General features: G+C 63.8%; 21 protein-coding genes and 1 riboswitch. Of the genes, 5 read left to right on the forward strand and 16 right to left on the reverse strand.

The window, feature by feature from the left end; translation table 11 throughout:
* Positions 1-69: 69 nt before the first annotated feature.
* A complete protein-coding gene (locus ACU5AY_RS12190) occupies positions 70-750 on the reverse strand; it encodes an energy-coupling factor ABC transporter permease (protein WP_446826409.1) in 681 nt (226 codons plus the stop codon).
* A 48-nt stretch (positions 751-798) separates the two neighbouring features.
* Positions 799-1,020: riboswitch (cobalamin riboswitch) on the reverse strand.
* Between the two features lie 113 nt (positions 1,021-1,133).
* Between ACU5AY_RS12190 and ACU5AY_RS12195 the strand changes: the two genes are divergently transcribed.
* The 5 genes from ACU5AY_RS12195 (at position 1,134) to ACU5AY_RS12215 (ending at position 5,655) form a co-directional block, all read left to right on the forward strand.
* Entirely contained in the window at positions 1,134-1,532 is a 399-nt protein-coding gene (locus tag ACU5AY_RS12195; RefSeq protein ID WP_446824977.1) for a hypothetical protein, read from the forward strand.
* Positions 1,533-1,626: 94 nt separating this feature from the next.
* The gene (locus tag ACU5AY_RS12200) at positions 1,627-2,331 is read left to right on the forward strand and encodes a helix-turn-helix domain-containing protein (RefSeq protein ID WP_446826410.1); all 705 of its coding nucleotides are present in this window, start codon (positions 1,627-1,629) and stop codon (positions 2,329-2,331) included.
* Between the two features lie 53 nt (positions 2,332-2,384).
* Complete coding sequence (locus ACU5AY_RS12205; protein ID WP_446826411.1) at positions 2,385-2,921, forward strand: copper chaperone PCu(A)C; 537 nt, start codon at positions 2,385-2,387, stop codon at positions 2,919-2,921.
* Positions 2,922-3,161: 240 nt separating this feature from the next.
* Positions 3,162-4,313, forward strand: coding sequence for a glycosyltransferase family 4 protein (locus tag ACU5AY_RS12210; protein ID WP_446826412.1), 1,152 nt, complete (start codon positions 3,162-3,164; stop codon positions 4,311-4,313).
* 13 nt (positions 4,314-4,326) lie between these two features.
* Positions 4,327-5,655, forward strand: a complete 1,329-nt coding sequence (locus tag ACU5AY_RS12215) for a hypothetical protein (protein ID WP_446826413.1) — start codon at positions 4,327-4,329, stop codon at positions 5,653-5,655.
* A 2-nt stretch (positions 5,656-5,657) separates the two neighbouring features.
* Here ACU5AY_RS12215 and ACU5AY_RS12220 read toward each other — a convergent pair whose 3' ends face one another.
* The 15 genes from ACU5AY_RS12220 to ACU5AY_RS12290 form a co-directional block, all read right to left on the reverse strand.
* A complete protein-coding gene (locus ACU5AY_RS12220) occupies positions 5,658-6,797 on the reverse strand; it encodes a glycosyltransferase (protein WP_446826414.1) in 1,140 nt (379 codons plus the stop codon).
* Complete coding sequence (locus tag ACU5AY_RS12225; RefSeq protein ID WP_446826415.1) at positions 6,790-7,803, reverse strand: polysaccharide deacetylase family protein; 1,014 nt, start codon at positions 7,801-7,803, stop codon at positions 6,790-6,792. The genes ACU5AY_RS12220 and ACU5AY_RS12225 overlap by 8 nt, the downstream gene beginning before the upstream one ends.
* Positions 7,796-9,343 (reverse strand): lipid II flippase MurJ, encoded by a 1,548-nt coding sequence (locus tag ACU5AY_RS12230; RefSeq protein ID WP_446826416.1) that lies wholly within the window; start codon positions 9,341-9,343, stop codon positions 7,796-7,798. Before ACU5AY_RS12230 ends, ACU5AY_RS12225 begins: the two co-directional genes overlap by 8 nt.
* Positions 9,340-10,473, reverse strand: a complete 1,134-nt coding sequence (locus tag ACU5AY_RS12235) for a glycosyltransferase family 4 protein (protein ID WP_446826417.1) — start codon at positions 10,471-10,473, stop codon at positions 9,340-9,342. The genes ACU5AY_RS12230 and ACU5AY_RS12235 overlap by 4 nt, the downstream gene beginning before the upstream one ends.
* Positions 10,473-12,671: a GumC family protein gene (locus ACU5AY_RS12240; RefSeq protein ID WP_446826418.1), complete on the reverse strand. Its 2,199-nt coding sequence runs from the start codon at positions 12,669-12,671 to the stop codon at positions 10,473-10,475. The genes ACU5AY_RS12235 and ACU5AY_RS12240 overlap by 1 nt, the downstream gene beginning before the upstream one ends.
* 4 nt (positions 12,672-12,675) lie before the next feature.
* Entirely contained in the window at positions 12,676-13,830 is a 1,155-nt protein-coding gene (locus tag ACU5AY_RS12245; protein WP_446826419.1) for a glycosyltransferase, read from the reverse strand.
* Positions 13,831-13,989: 159 nt separating this feature from the next.
* Positions 13,990-15,714: an alpha/beta hydrolase gene (locus ACU5AY_RS12250; protein WP_446826420.1), complete on the reverse strand. Its 1,725-nt coding sequence runs from the start codon at positions 15,712-15,714 to the stop codon at positions 13,990-13,992.
* A gap of 139 nt (positions 15,715-15,853) precedes the next feature.
* Complete coding sequence (locus ACU5AY_RS12255) at positions 15,854-16,846, reverse strand: ABC transporter ATP-binding protein (RefSeq protein ID WP_446826421.1); 993 nt, start codon at positions 16,844-16,846, stop codon at positions 15,854-15,856.
* A complete protein-coding gene (locus tag ACU5AY_RS12260) occupies positions 16,843-17,868 on the reverse strand; it encodes an ABC transporter ATP-binding protein (RefSeq protein WP_446826422.1) in 1,026 nt (341 codons plus the stop codon). Before ACU5AY_RS12260 ends, ACU5AY_RS12255 begins: the two co-directional genes overlap by 4 nt.
* Before the next feature lie 4 nt (positions 17,869-17,872).
* Complete coding sequence (locus ACU5AY_RS12265; RefSeq protein ID WP_446826423.1) at positions 17,873-18,844, reverse strand: ABC transporter permease; 972 nt, start codon at positions 18,842-18,844, stop codon at positions 17,873-17,875.
* Positions 18,845-18,854: 10 nt separating this feature from the next.
* Positions 18,855-19,880 (reverse strand): ABC transporter permease, encoded by a 1,026-nt coding sequence (locus tag ACU5AY_RS12270; RefSeq protein ID WP_446826424.1) that lies wholly within the window; start codon positions 19,878-19,880, stop codon positions 18,855-18,857.
* Between the two features lie 186 nt (positions 19,881-20,066).
* Positions 20,067-21,764, reverse strand: coding sequence for an ABC transporter substrate-binding protein (locus ACU5AY_RS12275; protein ID WP_446826425.1), 1,698 nt, complete (start codon positions 21,762-21,764; stop codon positions 20,067-20,069).
* Positions 21,765-21,832: 68 nt separating this feature from the next.
* Complete coding sequence (locus tag ACU5AY_RS12280; protein ID WP_446826426.1) at positions 21,833-22,726, reverse strand: proline iminopeptidase-family hydrolase; 894 nt, start codon at positions 22,724-22,726, stop codon at positions 21,833-21,835.
* 30 nt (positions 22,727-22,756) lie between these two features.
* Positions 22,757-23,347: an ANTAR domain-containing response regulator gene (locus tag ACU5AY_RS12285; protein ID WP_446826427.1), complete on the reverse strand. Its 591-nt coding sequence runs from the start codon at positions 23,345-23,347 to the stop codon at positions 22,757-22,759.
* Positions 23,344-24,531 carry a transporter substrate-binding domain-containing protein gene (locus ACU5AY_RS12290; RefSeq protein WP_446826428.1) on the reverse strand — a complete coding sequence of 396 codons (1,188 nt, stop codon included), beginning with the start codon at positions 24,529-24,531 and terminating at the stop codon, positions 23,344-23,346. Before ACU5AY_RS12290 ends, ACU5AY_RS12285 begins: the two co-directional genes overlap by 4 nt.
* Positions 24,532-24,600 lie beyond the last annotated feature (69 nt).

The raw sequence follows: 24,600 nt of genomic DNA on the forward strand, positions 1-24,600 counted from the left end.
AGCCCGGGCCTTCGAAGAGGGAAAGGCGCAGTCCACAGTCCGCGCCCTTCCGGTTTCGTCGGACCGGGATCAGCCGGCCTGATGCAGGCGACGCGCGAAAAGCGGGCCGCGGCTTGCCTTGTTGAAGGACTTGGCGGCGGCAAGCACGGCGAGGTCGATCAGCGGCTCGATGAGCACGACACTCATATAGGCGACGCCGAACGAACCGACGGCGGCAAGGTTCTGAGCACCGAAGCCCTGGCCGTAGAGCGCCCAGAAGGCGACCCAGGCAACGATGCCGCCCTGATAGGTGGTCGAAAGCGCCAGCGCCTGCTTGTAGGTCACGTCGACATAGGCCGTGCGGGCAGGAATGATGCGGCGCGCGACCGCGCTGATGGCCCAGAGCGGCACGAGCAGCGTGGTGACGTTCATGCCGTATTGTGGCAGGTCGAAGGGCGCGAAGAAGACGCCCTGGATCAAGAGCCCCAGCGCCAGGCCGATCGCCGCCGGCCCCGCCCCGAACATCAACAGCAGCGTCGAGCCGAGGATCAGGTGCACCTCGGAAACGCCGACCGCATGATGCGGAAGGACCTGGAAGAAGGAAAAGACCAGCGCGGTCGTGACCGTGCTGCGCATGGCAAGCGCTGCGACGCCGCCATCGTGACGGACGGTGTCGACCGCCATCTTGAGGCCAAGCCCGAGGGCTCCGGCTGCCGTTGCGTAGGAAAGAACGATCTTGGCGCCGTCGACGACGCCGGGTTCGATATGCATGTTGACTCCTTTCCGCGCCCACCGCGCGGCAAGTGATGAGAATGGGCGAAATGCCCGGCGATGATGGCAGGTCTCCTGGCTCGCGGGTCTTCATTCGGCCTGCCTTCCCGACTTCTCTTCAAAGCCAGTGGCATCAAGGCGTCATTCGCCGCTCACAGTTGCGGGGGCAGCCATGGTCTCGGTCCCTGATGGGTACGCCTCACCATGTTCCCTTTTCATCCGCCGTCCCTGTTTCGGGGAGATGGCGGAACCATCGCCGCCAGTCGTAGAGCAGGGATTTTTCCGATTCAACTCTCGACAGGCAGAAATGCACGCCCAAATTGCCGCATTGTCATTTCGAAGGCCGGGTGATATTCGATGCCCGTCTTTCGAGTGGGGCATCGATGAAACGGCGGATCGGGACGATCAGGAACCTGTTGCACATTCTGTGTGCGCTGGCCGTGTTCGCCATCGGCTTCGCGCATAAATCCCCCGTACTTGCCTCTCAGATACCCGCCTCCGAACTGGCCGCCTATGCGCTGCCGGACGGCACCATTCCGTTCATCTGCGACAGCGCCCTCGACGACGAGGCCGGTGGCAAGAAGCATGTGCACGACCATGGCTGCGAGGCGTGCCGCATCAGCGCCGGATCAATGCTCGTGGTCCCGCCCTCCGTCGGCGGTCCGCAGGTCCGTATAAGCGGAACCGAGCGGCTGCCCGCCTATCGGGAAGCCTTCTACCGCCAGCTTTTCCCGCCCAACGCATCACCGCGCGCCCCTCCCCTTTCCGGCATTTCTGTCTGAACCGCAGCCGCCTTGGCGCGGCCGCTTTCACAGTTCGCGCCGGACTTCCGTCTCCTGACGGCTTCTGCCGGCGCCCATGCCGGATCGACACATCATGTTACAGAGGATCACCGCGGACCCGAACGCGTCCGCCCGATCGGCGAACGGGCCGCAAAGGCCGCTTGTCGCCGTATACTCACAAACATTCAACCGCTTCGAAGCCGGGTCAGCGATCACCATCGAACGCAAGGGAAGACGGGCACTCCTCGTCATCCGCGAAGGCTGCGTGGCGCTGCACCAGACCCTGCAGGACGGACGCCGCCAGATACTCGACATTCTCGGCCCCGGCCGCGTGTTCGGAAAGGGCGTCACCGACCAGCTCGGCTGTCACGCCGAGGCGCTCGCCTTCACCCGGATCGAGACCATCGCAGAGGATGGACGCGACGGCGGCGGCCAAGCCAGGGCGCTCGTGGAGTTCACGCAAAGGCTGCAGGACCACATCACCCTGCTCGGCCGCCGGACGGCGCAGGAGCGGGTCGCCTTGGCGATCCTCGATCTCGCCGGTCAGTTCGGACGCCGTGGCCATGGCGCCCGTCCCGCCGCCGGCACGTTTCGCCTCTACCTCAAGCGGGTTGACCTCGCCGACTGGCTTGGCCTGACGCTGGAAACCGTCAGCCGCAACCTGAACGGCTTCAAGCGCGCCGGGCTCATCGATTTCTCCACCCCGGAACTCGTGACCATCAAAGACCGCAAGCGGATCGCCGCCATCGCCGGCGCGGTCGACGACGAGGCTGCGCCGCGAACGCAGCTCCTCACCTGACCAACCACGCTTTCAGCCAATTCAACCCAAAACATCCAGGAAAAGGAAACACCATGCAAACCACGACAATCCGTATGCTCACGCTCATCGTCGCGCTCATGACGGCGCCGCTGGCCTGGGGGCATGAGTTCAAGGTCGGAGATCTCGAGATCATCCATCCCAACTCGCGCGCCATGATCCCCGGCGCCAAGGTTGGCGGCGGCTATCTGAAGATCATCAATCACGGCAGCACGGACGACCGGCTGGTGGCGATCAAATCCGACCGGTCCGACAACGTGCAGATGCATGAGATGTCGGTCGAAAACAACGTCATGAAGATGCGCGAGCTGCCGGACGGCATCGCCATCCCGGCCGGCAAGACCGTTGAACTGAAGAAGGGCGGCCTGCATGTGATGTTCATGGATGTCAAAAAGCCGTTCAAGGAGGGCGACATGGTCAAGGCGACGCTGGTCTTCGAAAAGGCCGGCTCCGTCGACGTCGAGTTCGCAGTCGGCAATGCCAGCGGCAACGATGGCGGCGACATGAAGGGCATGGATATGAAGTCGATGGACGGCATGAACCACGACGCCATGCCGAAGATGGGCAACTAAGCCTCGATAATTCCTTCGGAAACGACGGCCGCCGAGCGGATTGGCGGCTGTCGCACCCGTCCGTTCCTAACGAAAATTTAATGTCCGGGAGCGCCGCCTTCCCATTCACATCCTTTAAATTTAGTTTATGATATCAAAGTGTTCCGGGATGAAACATCCCAAAACGGGACATACTGTGCTGCGTCTTACACCTTAATCGACCTCCGGCGCTTTTTGGGACGGTTTGTCTTGGAGTTGGGCATGGAATTTGAGGTCGCACAGATCATTCAGGAATTCAGTACTGTCGGTGGCGTGGAACGCGTCGCCTGGGACCTTGCTCTTGCGCTCGGCCGCCTCGGCCAACCCAATTCCGTCGTCTGCTCCACCTATGCCAATGACACGCCGTCAAGCGTGAAGATAAGGCCGCTGGTGCGCTGGCTTTCCCGCGTCCCCAAACGCGGCGCCATGAAATATGTCGGCCGGATGATCGTCGTGCCGATATTTGCCATTGCCTCGAAGTTCGCCGAATTGGCCAAGGACAACTCGATCATCATCAGCCATGGTGACAGTCTCGTCGGCGATATCGTCGTCATTCACGCCGTCAACGCCGAAAGCCTGAGAGAAAAGCGGCGCGCCGGGCAAGTGGCGTGGCTCTTCAACCCGCTGCACGCCTGGGTGGCGGTGCGCGACCGCATCATGATCGGCGGCCTGCGCTTCAAGCGCTATGTCGCGGTTTCGGAGCGCGTGAAGCAGGAACTGATCGCGCACTACAATGTGCCGGAAGCGCGCATCAAGGTCATTCCCAACGGTGTCGACCTGTCCCGTTTCAACCCGAACATTGGCAACCGCGAGACCATGCGGGCCGAATTCGGAATACCGGCGGACGCACGGCTTCTGCTCTTCGTGGGCCACGAATACAACAGAAAGGGCCTCGCCTTCGTCATCTCGGCGATGGAGAAGATGACGGATAGCAATCTGTGGCTGCTCGTGGTCGGCTCGGAAAACGGCGACTCCTACAGAGACATGGCCGTTCGCACGGCGGCGCGGATCGTCTTTGCCGGCGAGCGCCGCGACATGGAGATGATCTACCCCATCGCCGACGCCTTCGTGCTGCCTACCGCCTACGAGACCTTCTCGCTCGTGTGCATGGAAGCCATGGCATCCGGCGTGCCGATCTTCGCCACCCGCGTCGGCGGCATCGAGAACTATCTTGCCGACGGCGTCAACGGCTACGCCATCGAGCGGAATGCCGACGACATCGCCGCCAAGCTGACAATGGCCTTTTCGGCCCCTGAAGGTCTTGCCCCCCTGAAAAAAGGTGCAATCGCCACTTCGCTCCGATACAATTGGGACGAGGTCGGAAAGCAGTACATCTCCCTGGCCGAAGAGATCGCGAGCGAGAAATGGCACTGACGTCAGGGCAGGCATGGCAGGCATAGGCGGGAAGCGATCCTGGCGCTGCCTTTCCGCGCTCACCTTGCTGCTGATGCCGACGCTCGCATTCGGCGACGATGCGCCCCTGAGATGGCGGACGGGCGGCGGCAACCTCGTCACCCATCTGACCGGCCCCCCGAGCGCAACCCTGTACCAGGCCCTCGAAGGCGTCGGCGCACGTCTCGGCCGCATGAATTCCTATGGCTGGCGCGATCTTCAGCGCAATCCGATACCGACAAATTTCGACGCCGCCATGCTGGAGGCCCACCGGCATGGCATCTGGCCGATTATGCTGCTGGAATACGAGGGCAGTTACCAGACCCTCGACCCTCCGCAGCCAATCGGCTCCTACGACGACTGGTTCAAGGCCGGGAAGGCCATGGCGGAGCGCTTTCGCCCGGGCGGCGACTGGGCCCGTGAAAACGGGATCGACGACGGCTATGGCGTGACGACATACACGGCAGTCAACGAACCAGACGTGCAGAACACCATCCCTAAACAGGCCTATCACGATGCGATGGAAGGCTTGGCCGACGGCGTCCACTCCGTCGATCCGTCGCTGAAGGTTGTGCCCGCCGGTTTCGCTGCCTGCAATATCGATGGCGATGCAACGCTCAGGGGCTACGGTCCGGCGATCGCCGACCTGTTCGAAAACGGCAAGCTGGACGGCATCGACCTGCACACCTACTACAATTACCAATTCTATCCGTTGACCGCGGGCCGGCAGTTCTCGGCGCAAAACTGCTTCGACAAGATCAAGACGACGCTCGGCATCACCCGCGACATCAATTTCTATGCGACGGAATTCAACGTGACGCGCGAGGGCGAGTGGGAGAACCGCTCACTGATCGCCAGCCTGTTCCTGACGGCGGCCTGGGACAATTTCGGCGTCGTCGGCAACAATGACCGACCCGCGATGGTTCTGGCCTTTCCCTGGAGCCTCCTCGATACCGGTCGCTTCGAAGGCCCCGGCTATGCCATGGCCGCCCGTGAGAACCCCTGGCTTCCGGAAGTTCGCGCCAAGGTGCTGCAGCGCGTCCTGGATATCGCCGGAGACATGCGCTTCGTCTCGGCGGATCCTCGGCACACGGGCATGTTCCATCTCTCAGGCGAAAAGGGCGATCTCTACGTCTGGCAGAACCGGGAAGGCTGGACGGATGCCCCGGGCCACAGCTGGACGCTGACCCTGCCAGACTGGGCAAGACGCGTCGAGCTTTGGGGATATGACGGCCTGCGCAAGGTCGAGGATTGCAGCGGCGGTCCCTACACGTTCGACAACCTCAAGGGTGGCGAGACGCTGATGGTGCGGGTTCTGCGCTGACGCTACCGGCGAGGTGTATCGGCGGCGGCTCGCCAGGCGGCGTAAAGCTGATCGGCGACGACCGGATAGGTGAAGCGCGAGCTGACATTGTCGATGCCGGCCTGAGCCTTGCGCCTGCGCTCCGCCGGATCGCTCGCCAGCCGCGACAGCAGCGAGGCGAGTGCATCCGGATCACGCTGCGGAACGATCCAGCCGCCATCCGCTACGATATCGGGAATGGCGCCGGATTGCGCGCCGATCACCGGAATGCCGCAGCCCTGGGCTTCGATGATGACGCGGCCGAACTGTTCCTTGACCGCGGCCGTCGTATGGGTCAGCAGGATCAGCGCATCGAGCTTCCTCAGAAACTCCGCCACGACTTCGGGCGTGCTCCAGGGCCGGATTGTCACACGGTCTGCGATGCCAAGCGCCTCGGCCTTCTCCTTGAGCTTCTGCTCATAGGGGCCCTCGCCGATCATTTCGAGTCGAATGTCGGCCGGGCTGCGGGCCATCGCATCGAGCGCATCCTGCACGCCTTTTTCTTCCACGAGCCGACCGACATAGCCGATGACCATTCCGGCATCCGCCGGTTCCGGGCGCGGCTTTGCCGGCGAGAAGATGTCTGTGTCGACGCCGTAGCTGATCATGCTGACCGGGCCGTCATACCCCCTCGCGCGGACCACCATGGTCGCATCGTCGCTGCGAGACAGCACATGGCTCGTATGGGCCAGAACGTATTTGCGCATGGTTTCGAAAGGCGGCGGCAGCGTCTTCAGGATGTTCTGGTCCACCTCCATCACCAGCGCCGCATCGCCTTTCAGCAGGCAGGCCTGCAGGGCCACGACGCTCCACGGCTCTTCCCACAGATGGATCACGTGCGGGCGGACCTGCCGGATAAGCTGCGCCAGTCCCCAGTAGCAGTGCAGATACCAGCTGAAGGGGCCGGCATGGGAAAAGAGGATCGGCAATACGTGCATGGTGACGCCGGGATCGTCGCCGGGATCGGCAAGGATGGTGCGGCCGAAATGCCGCCAGCGCCGAGGCACGACGAGATGGACGTCGAGATCGTCGCGTTCGGCGAACGGATGGTAGCGCAGCCGGCCGGCCGGCCGTGACACAGCGGTGTGCGCAATCGAGATGACCCGAAGCTTTTCTTCAGCCATGGCCGAGCATCCTTGCCGCCAGTCCTGTCGCGCCGGACATATGCAATTCGGCAAGCACGAGCTTGCGGTGCGCGCCGTTCAATGTGTTTCGGGGAAAGGCATAGGCAGACGGGCCGCGCCGAACCACGCCCTTCGTGGTCGTCGCCACGCTCTTGTATCCGGCAGCGCGAGCGATGTCGAAGTCCCGCGGGCCGCAATCCTTGGCGCGGCCATAGGGAAACGCGAAATGGTCGACGGGAACGGCGAGCCTTTCCTGCAGCCGTACACGGCTGCCGGCGAGTTCCGCCCTGGCGCCGTCGTCGCTCAGGCTGGAAATGCGTGGATGCATGACCGTATGAGAGCCGATTTCGACCAGCGGATCGTTGGCGAGTTCCGACAGCATTTCCCAGCTGATGGCATGCTTCCAGTGAAGCGCCTGCTCGTCGAGTTCGTTCTCGGTGCAAAACCTGGTGTAGTGCTCTCCCGCCGATGGGCCGTCCCAGCGCTGCTGGACCGCCTGAAAGACCGCCATCTTGCTTTCGATCGAAGAGACATCGACAACCTGTCCGTCCAGGACGACCCGGTCGCGGTTCTGCAAGGCATCTTCCAGCCCCGCGCCCCACATCGGCATCGTTCCGTCCGGGATGCCGGTGGTCACGAACAGAGTGACGGGCACCTGGTGTCGCCTGAAAAGCGGCACGACCGCCTCATAGGTGTCGCGGTAGCAGTCATCGACGGAGAAGTTGACATAGCTGCCGCCGTCCGCGCCGGCAGCCGAAAGGCGGCGGCCTTCCTCAACCGTGACGATCCGGCGACCGCTGGCCTTGAGATATTCCAGCAGCGTGTCGAGAAACTGCAGGTCCAGATAGAAATTGCGGTTCGGCAGCGTTGCCCAGACATCCGGGGCGGCCGCACGGTGAAAGGTAAAAAAGCATCCCCTGGAGCCTAGCAGTCCCTGGATGCGTCTGGCGGCATTCCCGAGCGCCCGAGCGCCAAACGGGAGCCGTGTCTCAATGCGTTCAAGCATCTGGCGTGTTCCCTCTTCTCGATGATACGGCACGGTAGATTTTCGAATAGAAACCGGGGCTCAGCAGCGCGGTGGCGAAAAGCACCGAAGCGCCGTAGCCCAGACCACCGACCAGCAAACGGATGAAGACACCGTCCACATTCGCGACGATCCAGTAGGCGACGGCGGTCATGGCGGCGCCCGGCAACAGCGACACGGCGACGATGCCGAACAGATGCAGGCGCACATTCATAGCCAGGATGCCGGCAAAGCAGAGAACCAGCCCGCGCGCCGTCTCGCCCAGTCCGAGCAGGAAGATGCCGTTATCCGTCGTCTGCTGCAGGTTGGCCGTGGCGATATTGACCAGCAGGTTGACGCTGTAGGCCGCGACGAGAATGCCGGCGGCCAGCATGTTGCGCTTGGAGCCGTTTAAAAGCCGCAGCAGGATCCAGCCAAGCGTCGAGGCCCAGATGCCGACCGAGATGCCGCTGAGGGCCTGGCTTGTCAGGAGCACACCGGTGTCGCCGAAGGCGCCGCGCTTGAACACGAGGCTGATGATATCGGGCGCAAAGACATACATGTAGGCCGAGGCGGGCATCATCAGGATCAACACGAAACGCGTCAGCGTCTTTGCCTGCTCATCGACATTCGTCCCGCCGCCATGGGACAGGACCGCAAGTCCGATGGGCTGCGCGACGAGAAGCAGAGAGCTTTCCGTCAGTGTGCGCGCGTATCCCAACGATGCGATGACCCCGGTGGTCAGGCGCGAGGCCAGCAAGCGCTCGATCCAGATGTTGGCCTGCTCGACCGCCGGCAGCGGCATGAACGGCAGCAGCCGGCGCGCGAAAAGGCGCGTCTCGAACCAGATGCTGGAAAAGCTGAGGTCGTTGAATGCGAGATTGCCCTCGCGCCAGAGCACGAAGATCGCCCAGGCCGCGAGCAGGTTGAACGAGAGCGTGAAGGCAAGCGCCAGAGTGATCGCCTGGTCGGTGAGGACAAGCATGCCGACTCCAAGCATGACGCCGACGTTCAATATGCTGGCGCGGGCATTGGTAAGGCGCGTCTTCGCCAGCACGATCTCCCCCGCCGCGAGCGAATTGATCATCACCGATGCCGGCATGCTGAACGCCATGATGTAGACGAACTGCACGGTCGTCTCTCTCTCCTCGAGCGAGAGGCCGTCGAGCATGGCGTCGACGAGGAGCGTGGCCCCCACGATGGTCGCAACCATCAGCAGGACCGCTATCGCCGTCAGTGCAGCCGTCATGGCGGCCAGCAATTGGGGCGCCCGGCCTTCCTCCTGGGCGTCCCGCATCCTGGGGATGAGGATCGCCGGCACGCTTTCGTTCTGCAGAAACACCATGGGCACGAAGATGATGGTCGTCGCGCTGCGAAAGCTGTCGGCGAGCGCCGCGACACCGATGACATGGGCGACGAGGATTTCGCGCACGAAACCGAGCCCTTTGCTGAACAGCGCTCCGCTCGTCAGGCGTGCCGCCACACGCCGGACAGACGACCCGGTCGCAGGCGACGGGATGCTGGCGCCCACATCATCCGTCATGGCGCGACACCGTCGACAAGCTTCCGAACGGTCTGGCGCATGGTGGCAAGTCCGTAAACCGTTCGGGCCCGTTCGCCGGCAAGCCGCACCTGCTCCCCGAAGGCCGCCGGGTCCGCGAAATAACGCAAAAGTGCGGCAGCCAGCGCCTCCGGATCGCCAGGGACGATCAGCGTGCCGGCTTCTCCGTCGGCAAGGATTTCGGTCGCCGCCCCCGTGTCGGTGGCGATCACCGGCGTGCCGGCCAGCATCGCCTCGACCAGCGTCAGACCGAACGGCTCCGGATCAACGGATGGATGGACGACGACGTCGACGGACTGCATGAGTGCCGGCACGTCGGCGCGCTGGCCGAGAAAGGTGACGCGCTCCTCAAGACCCAGAGCCTTGACCAGGGCCACCAGCCGATCGCGGTAGGCATCCTCGCCGAACAGCGCGCTGCCGACGATGACCAGGCGGACGCCGGGAACCTTCGCCAACGCCTCGATGACGACGTGCTGGCCCTTCCATGGCGACAGACGGCTGAACACCCCGACCAAAGGCCCGTCCGGCAAGCCGAGCGCGTGGCGCTCGACCGGAATTTCGGCGGGCGGCTCGACTCCGTTCGGGACCACGCGGACGAGATCGGCCCGGCCGCCGGCGCTTACGAACGCGTCCGCCGCCGCGCGGGACGGGACGATGACGAGGCTGGCGCGGCGATTGGCGAGTGCAACCTGGATACGGCGCTGGGTGATGCCAAAATGGCGCTCATCGAGAATATCATGCAGATGCCAGACCAGGGGCCGGCGGCGGACGACGGACGCCAGCGCCGACAGCATGAAGGCTTTCTGCGAATTGGCGTAGACGACATCGGCATCCCTGGCTGCCGAGGCGATCGCGGCAGTCAGCCTGACCAGACGGATGGCGAGCGGCAATGCCTTCAGCAGCGATCCGTCACGGCGGATGGCATGGAGCCGTGCTCCGGCCGGCGCCACCGTCACGTCCAGTCCCTGCGCGGCAAGCGCATCGGCCAGAGGACCCGGTTCAAACAGGAAGGCAGCGCCCCTCTCCCAGCCCTTCGTCATGTTGGCGAGCACATATTCGGCGCCGGACATCACGCCGGTCTGGCTGACGAACATCACCTTCGCAATCGTCATCAGGCGATCTCGGTTCCGGCGAGATCATAGCCGTTGGAGGTGTTGTCGTGGATATCGAGCCGAGGGAGGACCACCGTGCCAAGGACATGTCCGCCGGACCTGGCGACGGCAAGCTGGGCCTCGCGCAGAACATCTTCCGTCGCCCCTGCCCGTCCGACGCAGACAAGCGTATCGAAAGGCCGGTCGGCAAACGGCAGGGCACTGACCGTGGATGTGTCGCCGATTGCCGAGGCAGCGCTCATGAGGACGAGATCGTAAGGCTCGGCCCAGTCGACCAGCGTCTGGAACCGGCGCTTGTGGACCGCGCGCGAAAGATCGAGGTCACCGTTGCCGGCAACGATCACATGCAGACCGTGGGTCGCGGTGGGAGCGGCTGCGCGCACGGGATCGAGTTCCCCGGAGAGAATCTCCGAAAGCCCCGGCGAGGCCGCGTGCATGCCGAGCGCTGTCACGAAATCCGCCCGCTTCGGCGAGCATTCGATCGCCAGCACCATCAGGCCGCTTCTGGCGGCAGCCTGGCCGAGGGCCAGTGTCAGAAAGGCCGGCCCCGGGCCGGGCTCGTCCGCCGGCAGGATGAGCATCGGCTTTCCGGCATTGCGCTGCCGCAGGTCGTGCAGCAGGTCCGTCAATGCATCCTGCATGCTCCGGCTTGCCGTGCTTCGCCGCAGGGCGAGGCCGAGCGTCATCGTGCTGGCATCGAGAAGACTCGGCGAAGGCAGGTCGGGCAGAGCGGCAACCAGATCGGCCGGCGTGCTCATGGCGTGGGCCGGTTCGGCCGGCGCGGCGGGTTCGATTTGCGTGGCGGAGACGGTGCCCGAGGAACCGGCGAGAAACTTATGCCCGCCCATCCGGCGAAATGTGTCCCACAAAATGCACGCAAGGCTGGCCAGCATGAGCCCGAGCAGGACCCCGGCGGCGGCAAACAGCGATTTCTTCGGGAAGTAGGGCTTCAGCGGCGTTTCGGCGAGGCTGACGAGACGGGCGCTGCCGGCCAGCGAACGGCGTTCCGTCTCCATCTCGCTGGCGCGCTGGTAAAGCTGCGCGTAGAGCTGGCGCTTGACCTCGACGTCGCGGACCATGCCCTCGATCGAGGATTCGTCCGACGCGGCCGTCGCGGCCGTCGCCTGTGCGGAGTTCATCTGCTGCTGGAGCGCGGCGACCTGTGCGACCGCCGTATCGTAATCCTTCTGGGCGCTGCTGCTGATCCGGTCGATCTCGTCCTGCATCTGCCGCTGCAGGGAGGAAAGCGAGTCCCGCAGCATGAGCAGCTGTGGATGACGCGGGCCGAGGACGGCGCTGCGCGCGGCGAGGTTACGCCTGGCGGTGGAGATCTGCTGCTTGAGATCAGCGACCGTGCGACTGTCGAGGACATTCGATGTCGAAGCCGCATCGCTGCCGTTGCGGACATCGCGGATCGCGTCAAGACGCGCCTGGGCCTGGGCGCGTGCCTGCTCGGCGAGCGCCAGCTGTTGCGCCACGCCGCTCAGCCGTTCCGAACTGATCGGAGCAGTCGCACCGCGAACCAGCCCGTTCTCGCGGCGGTAGGCCTCGATCTTGGCGTCGCTGTCGCGAATTTCCTGGTCGAGATCGGCAAGCTCCTGCCAGAGCCACTTTGCCGCGACTTCGCGGCCGTCCGACATCGACGCCTTCTGGTCGTCGAGATAGGTTTCGACCAGCGCGTTGGCCATGGTCTTCGCCGTCGCCGGCAGAGGCGACCTGTAGGAGACCTCGATCACCCGCGAACGACCGGCCGCACCGGCGCTGTATCGTTTCGCGACATAGTCGGTCAGTTCGGTCGAGGCCGGCTTGAAGTCCAGGCACTTGCTGTCGCCGACCGCCCGGCATTCCGCCATGACAGCGTCGTAGACGCCGGGCTGCTGGGCGGCCATGCCGAGCAATCTGGACGATTCCAGAATGACGACCTGGCTTTCCAGATCCGCAGGATCGCCAAGTTTCTGCGACCAGGCGTCGGCCGTTCGCGTCAAAGCGGGATCGGGCTCAGCCAGGATGACGGAGCCGGTGGCGACATATTTGGGGGTGACGGTGTAGGCTACCAGGATCGCCAGGGCGGAGACGCCGAGAAAGGTCGCCGCGAACAGTAGCCTATGCCTCCAGAGAGGCACAACGAACTCGAACGGAAACGGCAGCGGCCCATCCGTCTGCACCCGATCTTCCGCTTTTGTTCCGCGACGCAACATGCTTTTATCCAATATCGGTCACTGTTTCGGCGACGTGCGATTGCACATGATCGGTCGATTTATACGTGGAAATGGTTTCCTGAACGTAAGTGACGAGCTCTTGCCTGAAGCGTTCGGCAGAAAAGCGGGAAGCCTGCGACTGGCAGGCCGCCGCTGAAAACTCGGATTCCCTGTCGATAAACTCGCCTACCGTCGCCGCAATCGCCACCGGATCAGGCGTATCGAAGAACAATCCCGTCTTGCCGTCAACGACCGTTTCGCAGGAGCCGCCACGGCGAAGCGCGAGCACCGGCGTTCCTTCCGATTGCGCCTCGACCGAAATGATGCCGAAGTCTTCCTCGGCGGCGAAGATGAAGGCACGGGCGCTCGCCATCAGGTCGCGGAGCGCCGCATCGGAGACGAAGCCGGCGAATTCCACGTTCGGCGTTGCGATCTTCTTCAGTGTGGCGGCCTGTGGCCCCTCGCCGGCGACGATCAGCCTCTGGTCCGGCAGCGTCGCAAACGCCCGGACGATCTGCTCGATGTTCTTGTATTCGACGAGCCGGCTGGCTGCCAGGAAATAGCTGCCGCGCACGGCGGGCTCCGTCCGTTGCGACAGGAGCACCGGCGGGTAGACGACCCTTGCCTTGCGGCCATAGACCTTGCGGATCCGGCGGGCGATGAAATGCGAGTTTGCCAGCATCAGATCCGGACCGTTGGCGGTTCTGGTGTCCCAGACCCTGATCCAGTGCAGGAGTATGCGGGCAATCACGTTTTTCAGGCCGCCGCCATTCTTCGCGAGATAGGAATGCTGCAGATCCCACGCATAGCGCATGGGCGAGTGAACATAGGCGATATGCACCTGGTCGGGGCCGGTCAGAACGCCCTTGGCCACCGCGTAGCTGCTGGAAATGATGAGGTCATAGGGGGACAGGTCGAACTGTTCGATGGCTATCGGCATCAGCGGCAGGAAGAGCCGGTGCGAACGGCGGACGAACGGCAGTTTCTGCAGGAAGCTCGTATGGGTCTCGGATATGCCGATCTTCGCCCTGTCCTCGGGCGTCAGGAAATCGAACAGCGAGAAGACATCGGCGTCCGGATAACATTGGATGATTTCATGCAGGACGCGTTCGGCGCCACCAATCGTATACAGCCAATCGTGCACTATTGCGACGCGCATCCTGCGGGAACCTCGATTTATAAGACTTCACTGCCGCCCATTCTCAAATAATTTCAACAGGAAGGGCACAGATCAGAGCATTGTCACATTCCCATACAGGAAATTCATGAATTTGAATTTAATTGTGTCCAATCGCGAACTTTTCGCAACTTTTGCGGGTCATGTCGAGACGGCGTCGGCAACGTCCGAAATCGCGTTCAAGATCGCCTTGCGGGCATGCGCCGCACTCATGGTGTGTTCGGCGTCAGGCACGATGCGTACCTCGGCATTGTCACAATCCTGCGGGCGGCGACGTCCGAAATAGCGCGCCAGTTCGTCCAGGCCGCCGTCGTTTTCGGCATAGACCAGGACGGTGCGCACGCCACGCGACCGAAGGGTTTTGGTCTGCTCCCTCACGATGCGATAGAGGCCCGTGCCCAACAGACGCTGGAGGCATGCTCTGATCTGGGTGCAAAGCACGCGTCGCGCCTTGGCGGCAACGGCGCCCAGGGCCAGGCGACCGGACATCACGTCCTTCACCAGATCCAGGGACAGGGCCCGGCGGCGATAGACGCTGATCGACGATGTGCCTTGTGCAAGGACCTCTTCGACCGTTTCATCGACTCCGATCGCCAGGCGCGGCGTGTTGACGGCGACCAGGCCGCGGACGCGAGCATCCCGTATCGCCGCCTGCAGCGCGGCATATCCGCCGCTGCAGCTCCCCGAGAGGACGACCGGTCCGAGGTTCAGTCGCTCGGCGCAGGCGACCGCGTCGACGACATCCATGATGGGCTTTTGATTGTAGAAGATCGGCGCATCCGTTCGAGCGCTGTCGCCGATGCCGCGGATGTCGATGCGCAGGGTCGACACCCCGCGCCCGGCCAGATTTCGCGCAAACTCCACATGCATGCGCGACCAGCCGACGTGATAGTTGTCGCCCGAGTTCAACAAGACGACAATGGCGCGGGACGGCACAGCCTGGGGTTTGCAGACAACGCCGAAAAGCCTCTCTTCGGGACCGAAGACGACCGGCTCTTCCAGGAATCCGTGCCCCTTCAGCTGCCGCACGGCCGATCGCGCCCCTGCTCTTGCGAGTTCCGGCGCCCTGCCGGGGATGGAGCCGCTTGGTACCAAGGCGGTCAGCCATGCCTGCAGATGCCGGAAGGCAGCAATCGGCGTGACCGAAGACCGGTTATGGGCGAAGAAGCTCTCGTAGCCTTCATAGTCAGCCCGTGTGACATCGAAGCCGGCGGCCACCAGCCGCTCCGGCCATTCGGTCGCCGCCCGCGTTCCCTCCCGCGACATCGCGAGAACGGGCAGCGCGGGACGCTGCGTGCCGTCGTCGATCCTAAGGGCCGCAATTTCAGCGGCAAACGTGCGGGCGATGCGAAAGCCGGCAACCTCGATGACCGTTTCGTCCGATACCGGAGAAATGTCCAGAAACGAGCTCATCATCTTGCCCATGAGGTCAAGCTCGCGCAGGCCCGCCTTGCCCTCGTTCTGCGGGGCCATCATCACCACCGCCTCTGCGGAAAGGCGTTCGGCCAGATGCGGCGCAAGGAGCCCGCCCATGCCGTGACCGAGGACAACCAGCTTCTTGATGCCGTGCAGGCCCCTGAGATAGTCGGCAGCGCCCGCGGCGGCATTCGTCCAGCGATCGAGCGACATGTCGCGACCGGTATCGCCCAGACTGTCGCCGACGCCCGGCCAGTCGAAACGCAGGCAGCAGTAGCCGGACCCGGCGAGCATCACGGCCAGTTCCGCCCATCCGCGCCGGATGGTGAACTCCTCGAATCCCCAGGCCGGCATCATCAGCACGGCCGTGCTGCCGCCACCATCGTGGATAAATCCCGTGCAGTCACCGATGACCAACGGCACGCCGAATTCGCGACTTTGGCCGCTCACCTTGACATTCATGTTCACGCTTCAAACCCGAAGATGCAGATCGTTGGCCGCATTTTGAGGTTGAAGTCCGAACATTCCGTTTACGTGCAGCCTGCCCCCGGGCCAGGACACCCTCTCCCCGTTCGGCCCCTGCCGACCGTTACGAGACCGCCAGGGGATAGTGACAGGCGACGCGGCGGTTGCCGTCGATCGCGGAGAGAACCGGCCGCTCCTGCCGGCATTTGTCCGTCGCATAGGGACAGCGCGGCGAGAACTTGCAGCCCTTCGGCGGATCGAGCGGGCTCGGGATTTCACCGGTCAGGATGATGTGCTGGCGCTTGCCGCGGTTCTTCGGCTGCGGGATCGCCGAGATCAGCGCCTGGGTATAAGGATGGCGCGGCGCGGCAAACAGCGCGTCGGCATCCGCCAGTTCGACGATCGAGCCCAGATACATCACCGCCACCCGGGTCGACACATGCCGCACGACGGCAAGGTCGTGGGCGATGAAGACATAGGTGAGGTTCAGCCGTTCGCGCAATTCGCTGAACAGATTGACGATCTGCGCCTGCACCGAGACGTCGAGCGCCGAGACCGGTTCGTCGGCGACGATCAGCTTCGGTTCGACGGCCAGCGCGCGGGCAATGCCGATGCGCTGGCGCTGCCCGCCGGAAAACTCGTGCGGGTAGCGGTCGAGATATTCGCGGCGCAGGCCGACAAGGTCCATCAGCTCGGCAAGCCTTGCCTCGATCTCGCCCGGCGGCCTGAGCTTGTGGATCGCCAGCACCTCGCCGATAATGTCGCGCACGCGGCGGCGCGGATTGAGCGAGGCGGACGGATCCTGGAAGATCATCTGCATCTTGCGCCGCGCCGGTTTCAGCTCCCCCTCGCCGGCCCTGGTGATGTCCGCGCCATCGAAGGTCAGCGTGCCGGAGGTGATGTCATAGAGCCTTGTGAGACAGCGGCCCAATGTCGACTTGCCGCTGCCGGATTCGCCCACCAGTCCAAGCGTTTCGCCCGGATAGACGTCGAGCGAGATGTCCTCGACCGCATAGAGCGTCCGGCCGGAGCCCGGCATGATCGTCTTGCCGACGGTGAAGTGCTTGGACAGCGACCGCGTGGACAGGAGCGGCGCTTTTTCGGCATGCAGGGTCATGCGGGTTCCTCGAGGGACAGGATGGAGGCGCGCAGTGCTTCGCGTTCGGGGGACTGCAGGACGCAGAGCGCGGACTGCTGGCCGGAGGTCTGCAACGGCGGCCGGTCGGCGCATTCCGGCCGGGCGAAGCGACAGCGCGGCTCGAAGCCGCAGCCCGGCGGAATGTTCTCCGGCGTCGGCGGCATGCCGGGGATCGCCGGCAGCTTGTCCATGCGCGCGCCCGTCAGCGGCGGGATAGAGGCGAGCAGGCCCCAGGTGTAGGGGTGCATCGGGTTGGAGAACACCTCCTCCGTCGTGCCGCGCTCGATGATGCGGCCGGCATACATGACGTGCACCCGGTCGGCGACTTCGGCAACGACGCCCATGTCGTGGGTGATCAGGATGATCGCCGAGCCAAAATCCTTGCGCAGCTTCAGGAGCAGATCGAGCACCTGCGCCTGCACGGTGACGTCCAGCGCCGTCGTCGGCTCGTCGGCAACGAGAAGCTTCGGATTGCAGGAAAGCGCCATGGCGATGACGGCGCGCTGGCGCATGCCGCCGGAAAGCTGGTGGGGATAGCGGTCGACGGCTTCCGCAGGATTGGCGAGACCAACCTCGCCGAGCAGTTCGATCGCCCGCAACCGTGCGGCGCGCTTCGAGATGTTTTCATGGGCGCGGATCTGTTCGGCGATCTGCCAGCCGATCGTGTAGACCGGGGTCAGCGCCGTCATCGGATCCTGCGAGATGAGGCCGATCTCCTTGCCGCGCACCCGGCGCATTTCCCGTTCGCTCATTTCCAGGATGCGCTTGCCGCGGAAAGCGACGGCGCCGTCGACAAAGGTCGTGCGCGGATCGTGCAGGCCGAGAAGCGAGAGCAGCGTGACCGACTTGCCGGAACCGGATTCGCCGACGATCGAGAGGATTTCGCCTTCCCTGACCTTGAAGGAGACGTCCTGGATGGCGCGGGCGCGACCGCGATCGGTGGCAAACGAGACCGAGAGGCCCTGCACGTCGAGAAGAATGGGGGGTTCGCTGTTCGTCATGGTGTCAGGCTCCCCTCACCCGCGGATCGATGAGGACATAGACCATGTCCACGACGGCATTGGCGACGACCACGAAGAACGAGGCGTACATGACGGTCGCGAGAATCATCGGCAGGTCGAGGTTGAGCAGCGCCTGGTAGGTCAGCCGGCCTATGCCGTTCAGGCCGAAGACGACTTCGGTGAGCAAGGCCGCGCCGCCGACCAGCACGCCGAAGTCGAGGCCGAACATGGTGACGAAGGGGATGAGCGAGGTGCGCAGCGCATGGCGGAGCATGACCCGCACCGGACCGAGCCCCTTGGCGCGGGCCGTGCGGATGAAATCCTCCTGATAGGCTTCCACCAGATTGGCGCGCAGCACGCGGCCGTAAATGCCGATATAGAGGGCGGCGAGCGTGAACCACGGAATGATCAGCGTCTTGAACCAGCCCCAGGGATCGGTCGAGAACGGCTTGTAGCCGAGGCCCGGCACCCAGGAGAACAGCCAGGTGTCATGAAAGCGGCTCTGCGAGACGAGGTTCATCATCTCGCCGAACCAGAAGACCGGCATGGACACGCCGATCAGCGCCAGCACCATCAAGCCCCGGTCGATGAAGGTGCCGCGCGTCATGGCGGCGATGACGCCGACCGTTATGCCGCCGACCACCCACAAGACCGCCGCGCCGAAGACCAGCGACAGCGTGATGGGTGCGGCCGACAGGACCTGCGGGACGACCTTCAGGCCGCGATTGACGAAGGAGGTCAGGTCCTGGGTGACGAACAGCCGCTTCATCATGATGGCGTATTGCACTGGCAGCGGCCGGTCGAAGCCGAAGTCCTTGCGGATCGCCTCGACGGTTTCCTGCGCGGCATTGCGGCCGGCGATGCGGGCGGCCGGATCGGCACCTGGCGTGGCAAAGAAGATGAGGAAGACCAGCGCCGAGATGCCGAACATCACGAAGATCATCTGCAGGAGGCGCTGAAGGAGAGCAATGGCCATGGTGATCTCCTCAGCCGATCTTGGTCTTGGGATCGAGCGCGTCGCGCACGCTGTCGCCAAGCACGTTGAGGGCCAGCACGGTCAGGACGATGGCGAGGCCGGGCGCAAGCGCCACGACCGGGCGGCTGTAGAGCAGCGTCTGCCCGTCCTGGATGATGGTGCCCCAGCTGGCATCCGGCGCCTGCACGCCGATCGACAGGAAGGAGAGCGCGGATTCGGTGACGATGTTGAGCGCCATCATCAGGGGAATATAGACAATCAGCGTCGTCGTGACGTTCGGCAGAATGTCCTTGAAAAGGATGCGCCAGCGCGGGATGCCGAGGCCCCTGGCCGCCAGCACGAACTCGCTTTCCTTCAGCGTCAGCACCCGCCCGCGGATCGGCCGGGCGATATAGGGCACGTAAATGATGCCGATGATGCCGATCGGCAGCAGAAGGCTGCCGGAGGTGATTTCGATCGGGCCGATGGAGATCCCTTGCGAGATCAGGACGATGGAAAGCGAGATCGCCAGCAGGTAGACCGGGAAGGCCCAGAGAATGTCGAGAATGCGCGACAGGACCATGTCCGTAACGCCGCCGAAAAAGCCGGCCGTGATGCCGACCAGCGCGGCGAGCACCAGACAGATGGCGGTGGCGGAGCCGGCGATCAGCAGCGAATTGCGGCCGCCGTAAAGCAGCCGGGCGGCGACGTCGCGGCCTTGCGCATCCGCGCCCAGAAGATACTGCGCCTGCCATGTCGGGCCGATGGGGGTCACGCCGAGCCCGAGCCCTTCTGTTGAGGCCTGCATGATCTTCGTGCGCTTGCCGTCGATCATGATCTTGCCGCTCAGATTGGAGCGGAATGGATCGGTGCCGGAAACGTGGCTCGCATAAAGGGGTGCTGCGAGGCTCGAAAGAATGATGACGAGCAAGATGACGGCGGCGGTAATGGCCGAGCGGTCGGACTTGAGAATGCGCCATGCCCTTTGCCAGGGGCTTTGGCCGCCCCTTGCCACGGGCGCGCCTGCGGCTCCGCCTTCTTCCATATCGTCAGTCATGACTGATGCTTGCGACACTGTATCTTCCTTGAAGGGCCGGCTGTTCGAAGGACCGGTCCGAAGCCGGACTGGGCCCGCTCGCAAATCGGGGCGAGACTTGCGACATTGACCTGTCATCCGGCCCGGAGGCCTTCTTCGCGGTCAAAAGAGGGGAAACGCCCGAAGACCGGGCGTTTCCCGTTTCAATTACTTCACCCAGGACTGGCTGATGACCCAGCGGAACTGGTTGGAGAAGATGAAGTTGCCGACGCGGGCCGAGGTGAAGTCGACGTTCTTCGGCGTGAACAGCGGCGCCAGCGGAGCCTGTTCCATGAAGGCGGTATCGATCTTCGCCCATTCGGCATTGGCGCCGTCCGGATCGGTGATCGACTGGGCCATGGCGGCCTTCATCTTGGCATCGAGATCCTTGTTGCAGTAGCCGGCGATGTTGATCGAGGAATCGCTACCGGGCGTAAACGATGCGCAGGACAGGAGCACATTCAGGAAGTTCGAAGCGGCCGGATAGTCCATGTACCACTGCGAGACGCTGATCTGCACCTTGTTCTCGGTGTTCTGGATGTAGGTGAACTGGATGTTCGGCGAGATGGCCTTGACCGTCGCGTCGTAGCCGAGTTCGGACAGAACGCTCTGGATGTAGGTGCCGATGGCGCGCGAGGTGGCGTTATCCTCGGCGATCACGGTGACCTTCTGGCCGGCCGTGCCGGATTCCTTGACCAGTTCCTTGGCCTTCTCCATGTCGGGTGCCGACCATTCCGGACCCGGGTCCTGCGTGTAGAGGCAATTGTCGACATGGCCGGGGAAGTCCGGCGGCAGGATCTGGCAGACCGGCTGGGCGAGCACGTCGCCGCCGAAAAGGCCGACCAGCGCATCACGGTCGATCGCATAGTTGACGGCCTGGCGGACGCGGACGTCATCGAACGGCGCCAGGTTGGTGTTCATCGGTGCGTACCAGAAGGCGGCCAGCGGATTGACGTGGACCTGGCTCGCATACTTCGTGCCGAGTTCCGGCAGGCGGTCGGCCGGCGGCGTGTCGAACATCCAGTCGACCTGGCCGTTCTGGATGGCGTTGATCGCGGCTTCCTCGGTCATGCCGAAGCGGTAGACGATCTCGTCCGGATAGCCGTCCGGCTGGGCGTCGATGCTCCATTCCTTGAATTCCGGATTGCGCTTCAGCACCATCTTGTCGTTCGGATCGTAGCTGGCGATGACATAGGCGCCGGTGCCGGGAGGCGCTTCGGTGCCGAGATCCTTGGCGGCGGTGTCGGCCGGCAGGATGGTCGCATGCGGGACGGCGAGCTTGTCGAAGAATTCCGAATCCGGATCGACCAGATGGAAGGTGACCGTGCCGGCCGCGTCATCGCCCTCGATGCCGCCTTCGAGCGTGCAGGTGGCGCCGTCCTTCAGGCATTTGTCGGCGCCGACGATGTTGTTGTAGAAGCTGCCGGAGGTCGGGCCGTTGATCTTGAAGATGCGCTGGAACGAGGCGACGACGTCAGAGGCGGTGACGTCCTTGCCGTTCGAAAACTTGATGCCCTTGCGCAGCTTGAAGACGTAGGTCTTGCCATCGTCCTGGGGCTCGGGCAGAGCCTCGGCGAGATCCGGGACGATCTCGAAGCCTTCCTTGCGGTCGGCCTGCTTGAACTTCAGGAGACCGTCATAGGTCATCTGGAAAACCTGCCAGAACTGCGCCGTGTAGTTGATCATCGGATCGACGGTGCCGGCGGCGGAGACGGCCGACAGCGTCATGGTGCCGCCGCGATGCTCCTGCATCAGCTGGGCGCGGTCTTCGGCGCGGGCGCCGGAAGAGAGCGCCGTCTGGGCAAGAAGGGCGGCGGCCAGAAGGCCCGCGCCTTTCAGTGAAGTCCATTTTCTGTGGTGCATCATGTTCCCTGTTCCTTATCGTTCGTGAGCTTGTCTGTTGAAACGTCGCGGCGCCTTGGCGGCGCTCGTGGTTATGCTGCCTTCTCGTCGAGGAAGGCCCCGACAACGGCCATGCAGGCCTCCCGTTCTTCCACATGCGGCATGTGGCTGGACTGTTCGAAAATGGTCCAGCGCACGTCCGGAATCTCGTCGGCAAAAGGCTGGACACAGGCTTCGGTCGCCTCGTCGAAGCGGCCGGAAATCAGCAACACCGGCACGTTGATGGTGCCAAGCCGCCCGACGATGGACCAGTCCTTCATGGTGCCGATGACGTGGAATTCGTTCGGGCCGTTCATCGTGTGGTAGACGGTCGGATCCTGGTCGATCGCATCGAAGGTGCGCTTGACCTCCGGCAGCATCGGCACGACGCGGCAGACATGGCGCTCGTTGAAAACGTCGGTCGCCGCCTTGTATTCGGCGGTGTCGGTGGTTTCGGCCTGTTCGTGCTTCAGAAGCGTTGCCTGAACGTCGGCTGGCAGCTCTTCGCGCAGGCGATTGGCCTCCGAGATCCAGGTCTTCATTGCGGCAGGCGAATTTGCGATCACCAGCGCCTTGAGGCCGGCCGGCTGGTCGACGGAAAATTCGGCGCCCAACATGCCGCCCCAGGACTGGCCGAGCAGGCAGTAGCCGTCGCGGATGCCGAGGTGATCGATGAGGTTGTGCAGTTCCTTCTTGAAGAATTCTACGGTCCAGAAATCGCCGCCCTTTTCCGGCAGATGCGTGGACTTGCCATTGCCGACCTGATCGTAGTGGACGACCGCACGGCCTGTCGCGGCGATATCCTTGAAGCTGTCGACATAGTCGTGCGTGCAGCCGGGGCCGCCATGGGCGACGATCAGCGGCGGCTTGCCGGATTTCAGGTCTCCCGTGACCCGGTACCAGGTCTTGTATTCTCCGTAGGGCGCATAACCTTCAACGACTGACACGAACGATGTCTCCTGTGCTTTTCTAGTTTCTCAGGCGCCCGTCAGGGTACGCCCGTCATTGTTGCAAATGGCTTCCGCCGCTTCCTCGACGGTGATGCGCCAGGTCATGGCGAAGGCGCGCAGACGCTTCATGGCGCTGGCTTCGTCCTCGCCGCATTCCTGCATCAGCTTGACAACGGCGCGCACGACCACGGGGCGCTGGCGCAGCCGGCCTTCGAGCGACCGGATGTCGTCTTCCTGGGCGCGGGCGTTTTCGTAGGCGTGGGCGGCAATCAGCAGGGCGCTGTAGGCGCCGGTCGAGCCGATCGGCTTCAAAAGATGGGCGTTGGATCCCTGCGACAGCGCCCATTCGATCCGCCCCGGCGCTTCCGAGCCAATGAGCGCGATGACCGGCATCGGCGCATGGCCGGCGGGCCAGGGAAACTGTCCGTCATGGCCCATGTCGGCGTCGAAGAACACGACGTCCGCCTCGATATCCGTCTCCAGCAATTGCGGCCAGACGACCCGGACATGGATGTGCAGGGCCTCGAGCTGGCGCTGCAGCGCATCGACGGCCGGATGCGGGCGGTGGAGAATGACGGCGTGCCAGCCGGCGAGCGTGGGTCTCTTGCGCTGGTTCATTTGACCACCGTGAGAGAGGGCCTGGAGATGTCGCCCGGCGCTTCGCTGCGGACCATCAGCGGCGGAAACTGCACGTCGGCGCAGACCAGATAGGGATCGGCCGGCACCGCCTCCGGAGCGCTTTCGAGGATCTCGAATTCGCAGCCGCCGTTCGACCTGCCGAGAAGCGGGCGCAGGGCGGCGTGATGCGTCTTCGGATCGATCTTCAGCGGACCGAGCGGCGTCGAAAACAGGCGCGACGTCACCATTTCGCGGATCGCGCGCGGGTCGTCGGTCGCCGCATCGGCAATCGTCTGGGCAAGGATGGAGACGGCCATGTAGGCGGACACATAGGGCGAGCCCATGGTGCGGACGCCGTGACGGCCGGCCATGCGCGCCTTGAAGTCGCGGTTTTCAGGCGTGTCCAGTCCATCGAAGTAGATCGACGTGGTGATATGGCCCTCGGCGGCCTCGCCAAGCCCGGCGAGATCGCTTTCCGTCATGTTGCAGGACAACACGGGGCGGACGGAATGGGAGAATTGCGGGTCCTGGCGACCGAGCGCGCTGTAGGCCTTGATGAAGGCGTTCGACGACTGGCCGACGAGATTGCTGAGGATGAAATCCGGCTTCTTCTCACGGATCTCGGCGATCAGATGCTCGACTTCCGCCGAACCGAGCGGCACGTAGCGTTCGGCGAGCACCTCGCCGCCGGCGGCCTCGGTGAATTCGCGGGCGATGCGGCCGATTTCCCAGCCCCAGATATAGTTCGAACCGATCACGAAGGGCCGGCCGCCATAGCGCGGGAAGGCATATTCGAAGAGCGGCAGCAGGTGCTGGTTCGGGCAGGCGCCGAGATAGATGACCTGATCGCTCGCCTCATAACCCTCATAGGGAAATGCGTACCAGAGCAGCGCGCCGTGGCGTTCGACCACCGGCAGCACTTCCTTGCGGCTCCAGGAGGTGATGGTGCCGATGACATGGCGGCAGTTGGCATTGCGGATCGCGCCATCGGCAAGCGACGCGTACTTCTCGGCACTGCCGCGCGGGTCGGCGATGACCGGTTCCAGCCGGAAGGCAAAGCCGGCATCCGCATTGACTTCCGCGATCGCCGCAAGCGCGCCATCGATAGCTTCCTGCCCCAGCGCCGCGTAAGGCCCCGACGAGGAGTAGAGAAGACAGACGGGGATCAGGTCACGCGTGCTCAAGCGGCTTACTTTCACAAGAAGGACGAAAACAGCAGGCCCAGAAACGACAAAAGCCCCGACACGTTCCTG

This window comes from Rhizobium sp. PAMB 3174 (assembly GCF_052908375.1).

What these genes read in the sequence shown, in the direction of transcription:
- ACU5AY_RS12195 (WP_446824977.1), top strand. Translation starts at nt 1,134, where the DNA reads ATGAAACGGCGGATCGGGACGATCAGGAACCTGTTGCACATTCTGTGT.
- ACU5AY_RS12285 (WP_446826427.1), bottom strand. Translation starts at nt 23,347, where the DNA reads ATGAACCAGCGCAAGAGACCCACGCTCGCCGGCTGGCACGCCGTCATT.
- ACU5AY_RS12240 (WP_446826418.1), bottom strand. Translation starts at nt 12,671, where the DNA reads ATGTTGCGTCGCGGAACAAAAGCGGAAGATCGGGTGCAGACGGATGGG.
- ACU5AY_RS12225 (WP_446826415.1), bottom strand. Translation starts at nt 7,803, where the DNA reads ATGCTTGAACGCATTGAGACACGGCTCCCGTTTGGCGCTCGGGCGCTC.
- ACU5AY_RS12260 (WP_446826422.1), bottom strand. Translation starts at nt 17,868, where the DNA reads ATGACGAACAGCGAACCCCCCATTCTTCTCGACGTGCAGGGCCTCTCG.
- ACU5AY_RS12210 (WP_446826412.1), top strand. Translation starts at nt 3,162, where the DNA reads ATGGAATTTGAGGTCGCACAGATCATTCAGGAATTCAGTACTGTCGGT.
- ACU5AY_RS12275 (WP_446826425.1), bottom strand. Translation starts at nt 21,764, where the DNA reads ATGATGCACCACAGAAAATGGACTTCACTGAAAGGCGCGGGCCTTCTG.
- ACU5AY_RS12245 (WP_446826419.1), bottom strand. Translation starts at nt 13,830, where the DNA reads ATGCGCGTCGCAATAGTGCACGATTGGCTGTATACGATTGGTGGCGCC.
- ACU5AY_RS12230 (WP_446826416.1), bottom strand. Translation starts at nt 9,343, where the DNA reads ATGACGGATGATGTGGGCGCCAGCATCCCGTCGCCTGCGACCGGGTCG.
- ACU5AY_RS12205 (WP_446826411.1), top strand. Translation starts at nt 2,385, where the DNA reads ATGCAAACCACGACAATCCGTATGCTCACGCTCATCGTCGCGCTCATG.
- ACU5AY_RS12220 (WP_446826414.1), bottom strand. Translation starts at nt 6,797, where the DNA reads ATGGCTGAAGAAAAGCTTCGGGTCATCTCGATTGCGCACACCGCTGTG.
- ACU5AY_RS12255 (WP_446826421.1), bottom strand. Translation starts at nt 16,846, where the DNA reads ATGACCCTGCATGCCGAAAAAGCGCCGCTCCTGTCCACGCGGTCGCTG.
- ACU5AY_RS12200 (WP_446826410.1), top strand. Translation starts at nt 1,627, where the DNA reads ATGTTACAGAGGATCACCGCGGACCCGAACGCGTCCGCCCGATCGGCG.
- ACU5AY_RS12265 (WP_446826423.1), bottom strand. Translation starts at nt 18,844, where the DNA reads ATGGCCATTGCTCTCCTTCAGCGCCTCCTGCAGATGATCTTCGTGATG.
- ACU5AY_RS12270 (WP_446826424.1), bottom strand. Translation starts at nt 19,880, where the DNA reads ATGACTGACGATATGGAAGAAGGCGGAGCCGCAGGCGCGCCCGTGGCA.
- ACU5AY_RS12235 (WP_446826417.1), bottom strand. Translation starts at nt 10,473, where the DNA reads ATGACGATTGCGAAGGTGATGTTCGTCAGCCAGACCGGCGTGATGTCC.
- ACU5AY_RS12190 (WP_446826409.1), bottom strand. Translation starts at nt 750, where the DNA reads ATGCATATCGAACCCGGCGTCGTCGACGGCGCCAAGATCGTTCTTTCC.
- ACU5AY_RS12215 (WP_446826413.1), top strand. Translation starts at nt 4,327, where the DNA reads ATGGCAGGCATAGGCGGGAAGCGATCCTGGCGCTGCCTTTCCGCGCTC.